Annotated in this window: 16 protein-coding genes; 8 read left to right on the forward strand and 8 right to left on the reverse strand. The window is 66.0% G+C overall.

The annotated features are described in order from the left end of the window. Positions 1-89: 89 nt before the first annotated feature. Positions 90-1,094, forward strand: a complete 1,005-nt coding sequence (lipA, locus tag HV793_RS08630) for a lipoyl synthase (RefSeq protein ID WP_054457058.1) — start codon at positions 90-92, stop codon at positions 1,092-1,094. Between the two features lies 1 nt (position 1,095). On the opposite strand, the gene rfbC is transcribed toward lipA, so the two are convergent. From rfbC to HV793_RS08645, 3 genes are all read right to left on the reverse strand, one after another. Next, positions 1,096-1,638: a dTDP-4-dehydrorhamnose 3,5-epimerase gene (gene rfbC, locus HV793_RS08635; protein WP_175212994.1), complete on the reverse strand. Its 543-nt coding sequence runs from the start codon at positions 1,636-1,638 to the stop codon at positions 1,096-1,098. Further along, the gene (gene rfbD / locus HV793_RS08640; protein WP_125471166.1) at positions 1,635-2,537 is read right to left on the reverse strand and encodes a dTDP-4-dehydrorhamnose reductase; all 903 of its coding nucleotides are present in this window, start codon (positions 2,535-2,537) and stop codon (positions 1,635-1,637) included. Before rfbD ends, rfbC begins: the two co-directional genes overlap by 4 nt. A gap of 66 nt (positions 2,538-2,603) precedes the next feature. Further along, entirely contained in the window at positions 2,604-3,158 is a 555-nt protein-coding gene (locus tag HV793_RS08645) for a cob(I)yrinic acid a,c-diamide adenosyltransferase (protein WP_054457048.1), read from the reverse strand. Positions 3,159-3,359: 201 nt separating this feature from the next. On the opposite strand from HV793_RS08645, the gene HV793_RS08650 reads away from it, so the two are divergent. Next, positions 3,360-3,665, forward strand: coding sequence for a copper-binding protein (locus HV793_RS08650; protein ID WP_054457046.1), 306 nt, complete (start codon positions 3,360-3,362; stop codon positions 3,663-3,665). Between the two features lie 127 nt (positions 3,666-3,792). On the opposite strand, the gene hslU is transcribed toward HV793_RS08650, so the two are convergent. From hslU to HV793_RS08675, 5 genes are all read right to left on the reverse strand, one after another. After that, on the reverse strand, positions 3,793-5,127 hold the full coding sequence (gene hslU / locus HV793_RS08655) for an ATP-dependent protease ATPase subunit HslU (protein ID WP_054457045.1): 1,335 nt from the start codon (positions 5,125-5,127) through the stop codon (positions 3,793-3,795). Between the two features lie 73 nt (positions 5,128-5,200). Next, positions 5,201-5,740 carry an ATP-dependent protease subunit HslV gene (gene hslV / locus HV793_RS08660; protein ID WP_013396837.1) on the reverse strand — a complete coding sequence of 180 codons (540 nt, stop codon included), beginning with the start codon at positions 5,738-5,740 and terminating at the stop codon, positions 5,201-5,203. A gap of 150 nt (positions 5,741-5,890) precedes the next feature. After that, a complete protein-coding gene (gene dksA / locus HV793_RS08665; protein WP_006389752.1) occupies positions 5,891-6,355 on the reverse strand; it encodes an RNA polymerase-binding protein DksA in 465 nt (154 codons plus the stop codon). Positions 6,356-6,481: 126 nt separating this feature from the next. Further along, positions 6,482-7,600 (reverse strand): CobW family GTP-binding protein, encoded by a 1,119-nt coding sequence (locus tag HV793_RS08670; RefSeq protein WP_054457043.1) that lies wholly within the window; start codon positions 7,598-7,600, stop codon positions 6,482-6,484. 386 nt (positions 7,601-7,986) lie between these two features. Then, on the reverse strand, positions 7,987-8,493 hold the full coding sequence (locus HV793_RS08675) for a Fur family transcriptional regulator (protein WP_013396835.1): 507 nt from the start codon (positions 8,491-8,493) through the stop codon (positions 7,987-7,989). Between the two features lie 163 nt (positions 8,494-8,656). Here HV793_RS08675 and HV793_RS08680 point away from each other — a divergent pair, with 163 nt between their 5' ends. From HV793_RS08680 to HV793_RS08705, 6 genes are read left to right on the forward strand one after another with little or no spacing between them, the layout of a single operon-like run. Continuing rightward, entirely contained in the window at positions 8,657-8,827 is a 171-nt protein-coding gene (locus tag HV793_RS08680; protein WP_175164196.1) for a hypothetical protein, read from the forward strand. Beyond that, a complete protein-coding gene (locus HV793_RS08685; RefSeq protein ID WP_119450151.1) occupies positions 8,824-9,543 on the forward strand; it encodes a metal ABC transporter ATP-binding protein in 720 nt (239 codons plus the stop codon). The genes HV793_RS08680 and HV793_RS08685 overlap by 4 nt, the downstream gene beginning before the upstream one ends. Further along, positions 9,540-10,406 (forward strand): metal ABC transporter permease, encoded by an 867-nt coding sequence (locus tag HV793_RS08690; RefSeq protein ID WP_054457039.1) that lies wholly within the window; start codon positions 9,540-9,542, stop codon positions 10,404-10,406. The genes HV793_RS08685 and HV793_RS08690 overlap by 4 nt, the downstream gene beginning before the upstream one ends. A gap of 22 nt (positions 10,407-10,428) precedes the next feature. Next, on the forward strand, positions 10,429-11,418 hold the full coding sequence (locus tag HV793_RS08695) for a metal ABC transporter substrate-binding protein (RefSeq protein WP_244958603.1): 990 nt from the start codon (positions 10,429-10,431) through the stop codon (positions 11,416-11,418). Beyond that, a complete protein-coding gene (locus tag HV793_RS08700; protein ID WP_054457036.1) occupies positions 11,379-12,062 on the forward strand; it encodes a DUF1007 family protein in 684 nt (227 codons plus the stop codon). The genes HV793_RS08695 and HV793_RS08700 overlap by 40 nt, the downstream gene beginning before the upstream one ends. Further along, the gene (locus tag HV793_RS08705; RefSeq protein WP_175212995.1) at positions 12,062-13,069 is read left to right on the forward strand and encodes a nickel/cobalt transporter; all 1,008 of its coding nucleotides are present in this window, start codon (positions 12,062-12,064) and stop codon (positions 13,067-13,069) included. Before HV793_RS08700 ends, HV793_RS08705 begins: the two co-directional genes overlap by 1 nt. Positions 13,070-13,122: the final 53 nt, after the last annotated feature.

Here is a 13,122-nt window from a genome sequence, read left to right on the forward strand (position 1 = left end):
CCCCGCGCGGCGGATCCGGGCGGCGGAGGGTAAAATGCCGTTTTTGTCTCAGACCCGGCGCGCGCTCGCGCCGGTCATGAAGGTGCTCCATGTCCACGCTCGCCGAGTCTCCTGTCCCCTCGAACGAATCCGCCGCTGCGCCCGCAGAAGCGGTCTACGATCCGACGCAAAAGCAGAAATCGCAGGCCAAGACCGCGCGCATCCCCATCAAGATCGTTCCGGCCGAGCGCCTGAAGAAGCCTGAATGGATCCGCGTGAAGGCCGCCGCGCCCGGCTCGCGCTTCTACGACATCAAGCGCATCCTGCGCGAGCACAACCTGCACACGGTGTGCGAGGAAGCGTCCTGCCCGAACATCGGTGAATGCTTCGGCAAGGGCACGGCCACGTTCATGATCATGGGCGACAAGTGCACCCGCCGCTGCCCCTTCTGTGATGTGGGCCACGGCCGCCCGGATCCACTGGACACCAACGAACCCCTGAACCTGGCGCGCACCATCGCCGCGATGAAGCTGTCCTATGTCGTGATCACCTCGGTGGACCGCGACGACCTGCGCGACGGCGGCGCCGGCCACTTCGTGGATTGCATCACGCACATCCGCGAACTGTCGCCCAGCACCCGCATCGAGGTGCTGGTGCCCGATTTCCGCGGCCGCCTGGACCGCGCGCTGACCATCCTGAACGCCGGTCCCCCGGACGTCATGAACCACAACCTGGAAACCGTGCCGCGCCTGTACAAGCAGGCACGCCCGGGCTCGGACTACATGCACTCGCTCAAGCTGCTGGCCGAGTTCAAGAAGCTGCACCCCGAAGTCCCCACCAAGTCCGGCCTGATGCTGGGCCTGGGCGAAACCGACGAGGAAATCCTGCAGGTGATGCGGGATATGCGCGAGCACAACGTGGACATGCTGACGATCGGGCAGTATCTGCAGCCGTCCGAACACCATCTGCCGGTGCTGCGGTACGTGCATCCGGATACTTTCGCCATGTTCGAGCGCGAGGCTTATGCGATGGGGTTCTCGCATGCGGCGGTGGGCGCGATGGTGCGGTCTTCATACCATGCGGATGAACAGGCCCACGCCGCTGGCGTGAACTGATTCAGCAGGCCGGCGCGTCGGCGAACGGCGCGCCGTTGCGGTCCTTCTCGGACAGCAGGGGCGGTTGCACGCAGGGCCAGGCAATTGCCAGCTGCGGATCGTTCCAACGTATGGAGCGTTCGTGCTGCGGCGCGTAATAGTCCGTGGTCTTGTACAGCACCTCGGCAAACTCGGACAGCGTCAGGAAGCCGTGGGCGAAGCCCTCCGGTATCCACACCTGGCGCCTGTTCTCCGCGCTGAGTAGCGTGCCCACCCATTTCCCGTATGTCGGCGAGCCGCGCCGCAGATCCACCGCTACGTCGAAGATCTCGCCCGCGCACACGCGCATGAGCTTGCCTTGGGGTTGTTCGATCTGATAATGCAGCCCGCGCAAGACGCCCCGCGCTGAGCGTGAATGATTGTCCTGCACGAAATTGCGCCGCAACCCCGTTGCCGCCTCGAACACTGCCTGGTTGAAGCTTTCGAAGAAAAAGCCACGTTCGTCGCCCAGTACTCTCGGTTCCAGGAGCAAGACGTCGGGAATGGCGAGCGGGGTGGCTTTCATCGGAATGCGGGGTTGCCGGATTGGCTGAGTTGGTCCAGGGTGCGATCTACCTGTTCGGTCCATGATGGCATAGGCAATTGCAGCGCGCGTGACAGTTTGGCGGTATCCAGCGTGGAGTTGCTCGGCCGCCGCGCGGCTGCGGGATAGTCCCGCGCCGCGATCGCATGGATCTGGTCCGGGACCAGCATCAGGCTGGCGCCGCGTGCGGCTGCGCCGGCAACGATGTATCTTGCATAGGCATGCCAGTCGGTCGAACCAGCGGCGGCCAGATGATAGGTCCCGGCGGGCAACTGCCCCGCGCAATGTTGCCGAATCGCCTGGGCGGTAATGTCGGCGACGAATTCGGCCGATGTGGGCGTGCCATGCTGGTCGGACACCACGTTCAGGCTTTGGCGTTCCAGCGCCAGGCGCAGCATGGAGTTCAGGAAATTCTTGCCATGCCACGAATGGACCCAGCCGATCCTGAATACCAGCGCATCGCAACCCGTGGCCTGGATGGCCTGCTCGCCCGCAAGTTTGGTGCTGCCGTATACGTTCAGCGGATTGGGCCTATCGGTTTCCGAGTAGGCCCGCTGTTGGGCGCCGTCGAACACATAGTCGGTCGAAAAATGGACCAGCAGGGCGCGGGCCGCCTGGGCGTGGCGGGCCAGCGTGGCAACTGCCAGCGCATTGACCTGTGCGGCGGTTTCCCGGTCGCTTTCGGCTGCATCCACTGCCGTGTAGGCGGCTGCATTGATGATCACATCGGGCCGGCAGAACGACAAGACCGCTAGCAGCGCATCCGGGTCGCGTAGATCCGCGCCGTCGCGGCCCAGCGCCACGACCTCTCCGAGAGGGAGCAGGGCGTGGTTCAGTTCCCGGCCGACCTGGCCGTCCTTGCCCAGCAATAAGATCTTCACGCGGCCTCTGCCAAGTTCCGTACCGTTCTCTAGCCCGGCCGCGCAGCGCGCGTCCCGGCCGCGAGACTACTTGCGCGCCTGGGCGCCCGCCCAGAACGTGTCTTTCTGTCCCGCATGCTGGTTTATACAACGCGCCAGCACGAACATCAGATCCGACAGCCGGTTCAGATACTGCCGCACGGGCGGGTTCACCGGTTCGACCCGGGCCAGCGCCACCACGGCGCGCTCGGCCCGGCGGCAGACCGTGCGCGCCATGTGCGCCTGCGCCGAACCGCGCGAACCGCCGGGCAGGATGAATTCGCGCAGAGGCGGCAGCGCCGCGTTGTAGTGGGCCAGGCGCGCGTCCAGGCGGGCGATGTGGTCGTCCGTGAGCGCGGTATGGCCAGGGATGCAGAGTTCCGCGCCCATGTCGAACAGGTCGTGCTGGATGGCCAGCAGATCCGCGGATATCTCGGCGGGCAGGTCTTCGGTCAGCAGTACGCCGATCACGCTGTTCAGTTCGTCGACGTCGCCGATGGCCGCGATGCGCGGGGCGTCTTTGGGCGTGCGTGATCCGTCCCCCAGGCCCGTGGTGCCGTCGTCTCCCGTGCGGGTGGCGATGACGGATAAGCGATTGGCCATGGGAGCTCCTGAAATGAGTGACGAAAGGTATGGGTTTTGCGTCCAGCCATGAAACATGGGGGGGCGCGTCGCGGGTTCCGCAATCAACTGTCAGAATTGTTGCGTCCGGGCGAGGGAACTGTTGCACAAGGGCGGTATCCTAGCACTGTGGAAAGCGGGGACGCCGGTTCCGTACTTTCCCTGCAATCGGAGGATATCTGCATGATTTTTGACCGCAAGTATGCAATACCCATGGCCGCCGCGGCAGCCGTGGCCGTCGTCACGCTGGCCGCGCCGCTGGCGTTCGCGCAGCAGGCCGATGCCAGCGGGGAAGTGCGGCGGGTGGACCCCGCGGGCGGCAAGGTCACGATCAAGCACGACGCCATCAAGGCGCTGGACCTGCCCGCGATGACGCTGGTCTATGAAGCGGATCCGGCGCTGCTGGCCAAGATCAAGGCGGGCGACAAGGTGCGCTTCACGGCGGTCCGCAAGGACGGCAAGTACATCGTGACGGCGATCAGCAACTAGCGTCGCCGGGATGGCGCCGCGCGCACGCCGGGCGGCGCAGCGGGCCTGCTGGTCAAAAGAAAACGCCGTGCGCAGCGCCAGGCTGCGGACGGCGTTTTGCTGGCGGCGCGCAAGGCGCGCCCGCGGTTTACAGCACGTAGCGCGCCAGATCCTGGCTGCTGGCGGCTTCGGCCAACTGCGCGTTGACGTAGGCGGCGTCGATCTTCACATGCTTGTCGCTGCTGGAGGTCGCGTCGAAGGACAGTTCGTCCAGCAGCTTCTCCATTACCGTATACAGGCGGCGGGCGCCGATGTTCTCGGTGGTTTCGTTGACCTCGTAGGCGAGCTCCGCCAGGCGGCGCACGCCTTCTTCCGTGAACTCCAGCTGCAGGTCCTCGGTGGCCATCAGCGCCGTGTACTGCTTGGTCAGCGAGGCGTCCGTGTCGGACAAGATGCGCACGAAGTCCTCGGCGGTCAGCGATTCCAGTTCGACGCGGATCGGGAAACGGCCCTGCAGTTCAGGGATCAGGTCCGAGGGGCGCGACAGGTGGAAGGCGCCGGACGCGATGAACAGGATGTGGTCGGTGCGGACCATGCCGTAGCGCGTGTTGACGGTGGTGCCTTCGACCAGCGGCAGCAGGTCGCGCTGCACGCCCTGGCGCGAGACGTCCGCGCCACCGGATTCCTGGCGGGCCGCGATCTTGTCGATTTCGTCCAGGAAGACGATGCCGTTCTGCTCGACGTTGTTGATCGCCACGGTGCGCAGGTCTTCTTCGTTGACGCGCTTGGCGGCTTCTTCGTCGACGATCAGCTTGAAGGCTTCGCGCACCTTCATCTTCTTGGGCTTCTTCTTGTCGCGGGCCATGCCGGCGAACATGCCGCGCAGCTGCTCGGCCATTTCTTCCATGCCGGGGGGCGTCATGACGTCCATTTGCGGCACGGCCTGGGCGACTTCGATTTCGATTTCCAGGTCATCGATCTTGCCTTCGCGCAGGCGCTTGCGGAAGGTCTGGCGGGCGCTGTTGTCTTCGCCGCGTTCCGGCTCGCCGGAGGCGCCGCGCGGGGGCGGCACCAGGGCGTCCAGGATGCGGTCTTCGGCGGCGTCTTCTGCCTGGGTGCGCACGCGGCGCATTTCCAGTTCGCGGGTCTGCTTGATCGAGTATTCGGTCAGGTCGCGGATGATGGTGTCGACGTCGCGGCCCACATAGCCCACTTCGGTGAACTTGGTGGCTTCGATCTTGATGAAGGGCGCGTTGGCCAGCTTGGCCAGGCGGCGCGCGATTTCGGTCTTGCCCACGCCGGTGGGGCCGATCATGAGGATGTTCTTGGGGTGGATCTCGTGGCGCAGGGGTTCGGCGACCTGCTGGCGGCGCCAGCGGTTGCGCAGCGCCACGGCCACGGCGCGCTTGGCGCGGTTCTGGCCGACGATGTACTTGTCGAGTTCGGAGACGATCTCTCCGGGCGTCATGTTGGATGCGGACATGAGGGCGGATCCTTGAAGCTAGGGCGGGCTGGGGTGGCGGCCGCGGCGCGACAGGCGCGCCGCGTGGCGGGCGTCAGTCGCCCAGCGTTTCGATGACGTGGTTCTGGTTGGTGTAGATGCAGAGGTCGCCGGCGATTTCCAGCGATTGCTTGACGACGGCTTCCGGCGAAAGCTCGGTGTTGCGCAGCAGCGCCAGCGCGGCCGACTGCGCATAGGCGCCGCCAGAGCCGATGGCCGCCAGGCCGTGTTCCGGCTCGAGCACGTCGCCGTTGCCAGTCAACACCAGCGTGTGCTCGGCGTCGGCCACGATCAGCATGGCTTCCAGGCGGCGCAGGACGCGGTCGGTGCGCCAGTCGCGGGTCAGTTCGACCGCGGCGCGCATCAGGTTGCCCTGGTGTTTTTCCAGCTTGGCCTCGAAGCGTTCCTGCAGGGTGAACGCGTCGGCGGTGGCGCCGGCAAAGCCGGCCAGAATCTTGTCGTGGTACAGGCGGCGGATCTTGCGGGCCGTGCCCTTGATGACGATGTTGCCCAGGGTGACCTGGCCATCGCCGCCCAGTGCGACGCGGTTGCCGCGGCGCACGCACACGATGGTGGTGGCGTGAAATTGTTCCATGCGTTCCTTCCTATGAAGGGATTAGCTGGGGGCGGTTCTGGGGAAATCAAGGCGGGACGGTTGCGTCCCCTTTGCGTGCCGGCCCAAGAAAAAAAGGCCATGCTGGAAACCAGCATAGCCTTTCAGCGTAGGGCTTGAATACGGGACGGATCAGTCGCCGTAGAGCTTCTGGCGCATCTCGCGGCGTTCCTGCGCTTCGAGCGACAGGGTGGCCGTGGGGCGGGCCAAGAGGCGCGGGATGCCGATGGGTTCGCCGGTTTCCTCACACCAGCCGTATTCGCCGCTGTCGATGCGGGCGATGGACTGTTGCACCTTCTTCAGCAGCTTGCGCTCGCGGTCGCGGGTGCGCAGCTCCAGGGCGTGTTCTTCCTCGATCGTGGCGCGGTCGGCGGGATCGGGCACGAACTGCGTTTCGCGCAGGTGCTCGGTGGTTTCGCCGGCGTTGGCCAGGATGTCCTGCTCGAGTTGTTTGAGCCGTTCCTTGAAGAAAGCCAGCTGGCGTTCGTTCATATAGTCGGACTCGGGCATGGCCAGCAATTCCTTCTCGCTGGGCAGATCAATCGCCGTATCGCTCGTCGACTTGCTTGATTTCTTGGTTGCTGCCTTGGTAGCCATGAAAACACTCCACTATGAATCGATCCTGGCGCGGGCGTTCATTCCCGGTCCGTATTACTTGTTGCCTACGCTATTCGTACCTCACAGTACTGCCTTCGTCGCATCACGTCACGTCAGGAAGGGGGATTACCCCGCCAGGCACTGCTCCAAGCCCCGGGTGAAAATCTCCTGGGGCAGCTTACGACCGATGAAAACCATCTTGGTGGACGGTTTTTCGGCTGCGGTCCACGGCTTGCCGGGTTCGGCGCCCATCATCATGTGCACACCCTGGAACAACATGCGGCGGTTGATGCCCTTCATGTACAGGATGCCCTTGTAGCGCATCAGGTCGGGACCATAGACCTGCACCACGCCGCCCAGGAATTCCTCAAGGCGCGCGGGATCGAACGGCTTGTTGGAACGGAACACGAACGCGCCGATTTCGTCGTCGTGCTGGTGGTGGTGATGATGGTGGGCATGATTGCAATGCGCCCCGCAGTCGCCTTCGTGATCATGGTCATGATCGTGGCCATGGTCATGCCCATGGTCGTGATCGTGGCCGTGGTCATGGGCGGCGTCGGGGTGTTCATCGGCCAGGAAATCCGGGTCGATGTCCAGAATGGAATTCAGGTTGAAGCCGCTGATGTCGATGATGGACTTCAGGTCGACTTCGCCGAAGTTGACCGGCGTGATCGGCGCGCGCGGGTTCATGTGAACCAGGCGGTGGCGCAGCGCTTCGTAGTCGACTTCGTTGACCAGGTCGCGCTTGGAGATCAGGATGCGGTCGGCGAAACCGACTTGCTTCTGGGCTTCGGGCTGGGCGTCAAGGGTGGCCATGCCGTGCTTGGCGTCGACCACCGTGACCACCGCGTCCAGGCGGTAGTACTCGGCAATGTCGTCATCCATGAAGAACGTCTGGCAGACGGGGCCGGGGTTGGCCATGCCGGTCGTTTCGATGATGACGCGTTCGAAAGACAGTTCGCCGGCTTCGCGCTTGGCGCGCAGTTCGCCCAGCGTGCGCATCAGGTCGCCGCGCACCGTGCAGCAGACGCAACCGTTGGACAGCTCGATGATTTCTTCGTCGCGGTCCTGCACCAGCAGGTCGTTGTCGATGCTTTCCGGCCCGAACTCGTTTTCGATGACCGCCACGCGGCGGCCATGGTATTCGGTCAGGATGCGTTTGAGCAGGGTGGTCTTGCCCGCACCGAGAAAGCCGGTGAGGATGGTGACGGGAACCATTTTGTCCAAACTGCGCGGGGTGTTCATGGCGAAGCTGCTAGCGTGAAGTCAAGGCGTTAAACAGGAACTCTCGGCGGGGATCGCAACCCTGTTTGCAACGCCGTCTTGCGACGTTTCGACGGGGTTTCCCAGTCTTTGCCGGAGGGTGTTTGCCGCAGGCTGCGTGGGCCGCCTGCAGCGGCCGGACGCAGGATTACAGCACAGTCGGGGGCAGGGGGCAAACCCAGGGTCAACCCTGGGGCCGTAGCCATCCAGATGGCGTCCGTACGCCGTCAAGTATCGGGCGATACCACTATTTGGGGGCGGTTTGCCCGATTTCAAGAGCGCGATGCGCGCATCCGGATGAAACGGCCTGTACGGGCTTGCTGCCGATGGCGGAGAACCGCGGGCGGGCTGCCCGCCAGCACTAGTTCTTAATGATGGTGGTGGCCGTGGCCGGCGTCCGCGGCGGGCTGCTTCTGCTGGCATTGGGGGCACAGCGCGCGGATTTCGGTTTCGTGGGTGGCCAGGGCATAGCCGGTCTGGGCGACGCGTTCGGCCAGTTGGCGGCTCATGGCGGGGTCGGACACTTCCGCGACTGCGCCGCAGCCCGTACAGACGACCAGCAGGTCGTGGGGCGCGCCGCCCGCGTCGTGGCAGGCGCTCCAGGCGTTGACGGCGTCCAGGCGGTGGATCAGGCCCTCGTCCATCAGGAAGTCCAGGGCGCGGTACACGGTCGGGGGCGCGGCGCCCGGATGCACGGCGCGCATTGCATCCAGCAATTCATAGGCCTTCAGGCTGCGGCCATGGCGCAGCAGCAGTTCCAGCACCTTGCGGCGGATGGGGGTGAGGCGGCGCCCGCGCTGCTCGCACAGCGCTTCGGCGACGCTGAGCTGGGCGCCGACGGTATCGCTGCGAGGGGTGCGGGGCGGTGCGGACATGGCTGGCTTTATCTCTATGGAAAACGCGCGCGATGCGCGCGAGATGCCTGGAAGGTAGCAGAAAACATCCAGATGCGGGCGAACGCCGTGGAATCAAGCCGTTTAGTTATGATATAACATAATAAAACTGGCTGTAGCCGCTATTTGCCTCCGCATTCTTTCCATGTCCCATTTCACGCTTTTGCCCCGGCGGCCCGGCGCCGCGCCGCGGCAAACACTCCCGCCGCGTTCCGCCTTCCTGGTCTCCGCCTGGCGCCGCATGGCCGCGGCCGTGGTCGCCGCGGCAGCCTTGTGGGCCTTGACCGGTTGGGCGCTGGATTGGTGGGTGCGATGAACGCGCCGGTCACCATCGAGCTGGACGACGCGTCCTTCGGTTGGCATGGGCACGCCGCGCTCAAATCGGTGTCGGGGCGTTTCGCCGCGGGCGGCATGACCGCCGTAGTGGGTCCCAACGGAGCGGGAAAGTCCACGCTGATCAAGGGCATCATGGGTGTGCTGCGTCCCATGGCCGGCAGCGTGCGCATCAGCGGCGCGGGCCGTTCGGAACTGGCCTGGCTGCCCCAGGCCGCGGAGCTGGACCGTTCGTTCCCGGTGTCGGTGCTGGACCTGGTGGCAATGGGCGCCTGGCGCCGAGTGGGGGGATGGCGCAGATATGCGAACCAGGAGCTCGAGCGCTGCATGGACGCGCTGGAGACCGTGGGCATGGCCGACGCGGCCGGACGCGGCGTGGACGCGCTGTCGGGCGGGCAGATGCAGCGTGCGCTGTTCGCGAGGATGCTGGTGCAGGACGCGCCCGTGCTGCTGCTGGATGAACCCTTCGCCGCCGTGGACAGCCACACGGCGGACGACCTGATGGCCCTGCTTTGCGGCCTGCATGGCCAGGGCCGCACCGTGATTGCGGTGCTGCATGACCTGGATCTGGTGCGTGACCATTTCCCCGAGTGCCTGCTGCTGTCCGGTTCGGTGGTGGCCTGGGGAGACACCGAGCACACGCTGAACGACGCGCATCTGAAGCGGGCGCGGCAGTGGTTGGCGGAGGTCCGCGCATGAGCCTGGCGCAATGGGTGGCGTCGCCCTTCCTGGATTACGGTTTCATGCGACGCGCGCTGGCCGGCGCCTGCGCCCTGTCGCTGGGCGCGGCGCCGCTGGGCGTGTTCCTGGTGCTGCGGCGCATGAGCCTGATGGGCGATGCCATGTCGCATGCCATCCTGCCAGGCGTGGCGGCGGGCTTTCTGCTGGCCGGACTGTCGCTGGGCGCAATGATGCTGGGCGGCATCGTCACGGGGCTGGCCGTGGCGTTGCTGGCGGGATTGGTGGCGCGCATGACGCCGCTGCGCGAGGACGCCAGCTTTGCCGCGTTCTATTTGATATCGCTGGGGCTGGGCGTGCTGCTGGTGTCCCTGCGCGGCTCCAATATGGATCTGCTGCACGTGTTGTTCGGCACGGTGCTGGGGCTGGACGACGCGGCATTGCTGCTGGTGACGGCCACGGCCAGCGTGACCCTCCTGGCGTTGGCCGCGATCTACCGGCTGCTGGTGGCCGAATGCCTGGACCCGGGTTTCCTGCGCGCCAGCGGCGGCGGCGGAGGCTGGGTCCACATGGCTTTCCTGGTGCTGGTGGTGGTGAACCTGGTGGCGGGCTTTCAGGTGCTGGGCACGTTGATGGTGGTCGGCATCATGATGCTGCCGGCCGCCGCCGCGCGCTTCTGGGTCCGTTCTGCCGCCCGCCAGATCCCGCTGGCTGCGGGACTGGGCGTGACAGCCTCGACGACCGGTCTGCTCATTTCGTACCACTTCAATGTGCCGGCCTCGCCCGCGATCATCCTGGCGGCCGGCGCCTTTTATCTGTTTTCCATCGTGGGCGGCCCGCAAGGCGGGCTGCTGCCGGCGCGACGCCGCATGCGCCGCGCCTGACTCATCCAATAGGAGATACGCCATGCGTTTCCATTCCCTGGCGCGCCGCCGCGCGCTGCTCGCCACGGCCGGCCTGTGCCTGTCGGCGCTGTTCGGAACCGCGCAGGCCGCCGAACCGTTGAAGGCCGTGGCCAGCTTTTCCATCCTGGGCGACATCGTGCGGGAAGTGGGCGGCGCCGACGTCAGCGTGGCCACGCTGGTGGGGCCCGATGGCGACGCGCACGAATATGAGCCGACGCCGGGCGATGCGAAGAAGCTGGCTGCCGCGCGCGTGCTGTTCGTCAACGGCCTGGATTTCGAGACCTGGATGCCGCGCCTGGCGAAGGCGTCGGGTTTTGCCGGCGCTACCGTGGTCGCGTCCCAGGGCGTGAAGACGCGCACGTTCGCGGGCGGCGGGCATGATGATGGGCACGACCACGACCACGACCACGACCACGACCACGACCACGACCATGGCCATGATCATGGTCATCACCATCACGGCGGCGCCGATCCGCACGCATGGCAGAACCTGGCCAATGGCGTCATCTACGCCCGCAATGTGGCCGAAGGGTTGGCTGCCGCCGATCCCGCGCATGCCGACGCCTATCGCCAGCGCGCGCAAGCCTATATCGCGCGCCTGCAGGCGCTGGACGCGCAGGTCCGCAAGACCTTTGCCGCGATTCCGGCCGAGCGCCGCAAGATCGTGACTTCCCATGACGCCTTCGGTTATTTCGGCGATGCCTACGGCGTGGCGTTCATTCCCGTGATGGGCGTGTCGACGGATGCGGAACCCGCCGCAGGCGACGTGGCCCGCATCATCGAACAGGTCAAGCGCGAGCGTGTGCCTGCGGTATTCGTGGAGAACATCAGCAGCCCCAAGCTGGTCCAACAGATCTCCCGCGAAACCGGGGCCAAGGTGGGTGGTACGCTTTATTCCGACGCCCTGTCCAAGCCCGGACAGCCCGGCGCCACCTACCTGGAAATGTTTGAATGGAACGCACGTCAGCTCGCCGCGGCCATGCAGCCCTGACCGCGGCGGCGATGCTGCTGGCGGCAGGCGCCGCCAGCGCGCACCCGCATATGTGGATCGATGCCCGCGCGGCGATCGATATCGATGGACAGCAGCGCATCACGGCGGTGCGGCAGGTCTGGCTGTTTGACGAGATGTTCGGCGCCTACGCCACGCAGGGATTGAAGAAGGGCAAGGACGGTTCGCTGTCGCCCGAGATCCTGCAGGGCATGGCGCGGGACTGGATGCAGGCGTTGGGCGAACCGATCTCGCACTACTTCACCCGCGTCACCGTGGACGGCAAGACCTTGGCTTTCGCGGCCCCGCAAGATGCGCGCGTCGACTGGAACCCAAAGACCACGCGGCTGACGCTGTCCTTCACTTTGCCGCTGGCCACGCCAGTGGCGCCGGACGCAGGCGGCGCGCAGGTGGACATCTACGATCCCACCTATTTCGTGGCCTACGCCTTCGATGAGAGCGGCGCGGTATCGCTGGGCGGACAGGGCGCCAAGACCTGCACGTCCGCCTACCGCAAGCCCAAGGAACTGGATTGGAAAACCATGCAGCAATTGGCCGCGATCCCGGCCGACCCGGACGCCTTGCCGGACGAGCTTTTTGCGATCACCAAGGGGCTGACGCACCGCATCGAGGTGCGTTGCGGGTAATGCTCGCACTGCTGGCCGTGCTGCTGCTGGGCGGCGCGGGTGCGGCCGCGGCCCAGGGCGCGCATCCCTTCGGCGTGCCGGAGAGCGGGGCGGGCGCGGGCGGGCCGGGTTGGCTGGCCGGCTTCTTTGGTCAGGTATCGGTCTGGCAAAGCCATTTCTACCGCCAGCTGACGGGCGCGGTGCGCGCCTGGCAGGCCGAAGGCGGCGCGGCCTGGGCCTTGATCGGCCTGTCCTTTGCCTATGGCGTATTCCATGCCCTGGGGCCGGGACATGGCAAGGCCGTGATCTCTTCCTACGTGCTGGCCAACCGCCAGACCGCGCGCAACGGCGCGCTGCTGGCGCTGGCGTCCGCGCTGATCCAGGCGTTGGTGGCGATTGCGCTGGTGGCGGTGCTGGCGCTGATCTTCAACGCCACCGCGGCCACGATGAACAACGCGACGCGCTGGCTGGAACTCGGCTCCTATGCGCTGGTGACCTTGTTGGGCATGTGGCTGGTGTGGGTCAAGGCGGTTCGTCCGCTGTTGCGGACCCGTGCTGGACGGGCGTCTACGGGGTCGATGCCAGAGCACGGCCATGGGCATGGACATGAGCACACTCACCATCATCACCACGATCACGATCACGATTGCGGCTGCGGCCACGCACATGTGCCCGCGCCAGCGCAGGTGTCTGGCCCGTTGAACTGGCGTCGCGCGGCAACGGCGATTCTGGCCGTGGGCTTGCGCCCGTGCAGCGGCGCGTTGATCGTGCTGGTGTTCGCGCTGGCGCAGGGCTTTTTTCTGGCCGGCGTGGCCTCGGCCCTGGCGATGGGCCTGGGTACCGGACTGACGGTGGCGGCGCTGGCGTGCCTGGCGGTTGCGGCCGGGGGCGCGGCCACGCGCGTCGGCAGCCGGCTGTCCAGTGTTGGCGCGGCGCGCCTGCGCTATGGCGTGGAAGCGCTGGCGGCACTGGCGGTGCTGTTGCTGGGGGTGATGCTGCTGGGCGGCGTGATCGCGGGAGGCGGCTAGGGAACGGTCGCGCGAATTTGCGTAGCTGTTTCACCAGAATGCGTCGGACCCGA

Source organism: Achromobacter aegrifaciens (assembly GCF_902859965.1).
GTDB lineage: Bacteria > Pseudomonadota > Gammaproteobacteria > Burkholderiales > Burkholderiaceae_B > Achromobacter > Achromobacter aegrifaciens.

Bases quoted from the DNA above. Each gene is read 5' to 3' on its own strand.
- lipA (WP_054457058.1), top strand. From the start codon at position 90: ATGTCCACGCTCGCCGAGTCTCCTGTCCCCTCGAACGAATCCGCCGCT.
- rfbC (WP_175212994.1), bottom strand. From the start codon at position 1,638: ATGAAAGCCACCCCGCTCGCCATTCCCGACGTCTTGCTCCTGGAACCG.
- HV793_RS08645 (WP_054457048.1), bottom strand. From the start codon at position 3,158: ATGGCCAATCGCTTATCCGTCATCGCCACCCGCACGGGAGACGACGGC.
- HV793_RS08650 (WP_054457046.1), top strand. From the start codon at position 3,360: ATGATTTTTGACCGCAAGTATGCAATACCCATGGCCGCCGCGGCAGCC.
- hslU (WP_054457045.1), bottom strand. From the start codon at position 5,127: ATGTCCGCATCCAACATGACGCCCGGAGAGATCGTCTCCGAACTCGAC.
- hslV (WP_013396837.1), bottom strand. From the start codon at position 5,740: ATGGAACAATTTCACGCCACCACCATCGTGTGCGTGCGCCGCGGCAAC.
- dksA (WP_006389752.1), bottom strand. From the start codon at position 6,355: ATGGCTACCAAGGCAGCAACCAAGAAATCAAGCAAGTCGACGAGCGAT.
- HV793_RS08670 (WP_054457043.1), bottom strand. From the start codon at position 7,600: ATGAACACCCCGCGCAGTTTGGACAAAATGGTTCCCGTCACCATCCTC.
- HV793_RS08675 (WP_013396835.1), bottom strand. From the start codon at position 8,493: ATGTCCGCACCGCCCCGCACCCCTCGCAGCGATACCGTCGGCGCCCAG.
- HV793_RS08680 (WP_175164196.1), top strand. From the start codon at position 8,657: ATGTCCCATTTCACGCTTTTGCCCCGGCGGCCCGGCGCCGCGCCGCGG.
- HV793_RS08685 (WP_119450151.1), top strand. From the start codon at position 8,824: ATGAACGCGCCGGTCACCATCGAGCTGGACGACGCGTCCTTCGGTTGG.
- HV793_RS08690 (WP_054457039.1), top strand. From the start codon at position 9,540: ATGAGCCTGGCGCAATGGGTGGCGTCGCCCTTCCTGGATTACGGTTTC.
- HV793_RS08695 (WP_244958603.1), top strand. From the start codon at position 10,429: ATGCGTTTCCATTCCCTGGCGCGCCGCCGCGCGCTGCTCGCCACGGCC.
- HV793_RS08700 (WP_054457036.1), top strand. From the start codon at position 11,379: ATGGAACGCACGTCAGCTCGCCGCGGCCATGCAGCCCTGACCGCGGCG.
- HV793_RS08705 (WP_175212995.1), top strand. From the start codon at position 12,062: ATGCTCGCACTGCTGGCCGTGCTGCTGCTGGGCGGCGCGGGTGCGGCC.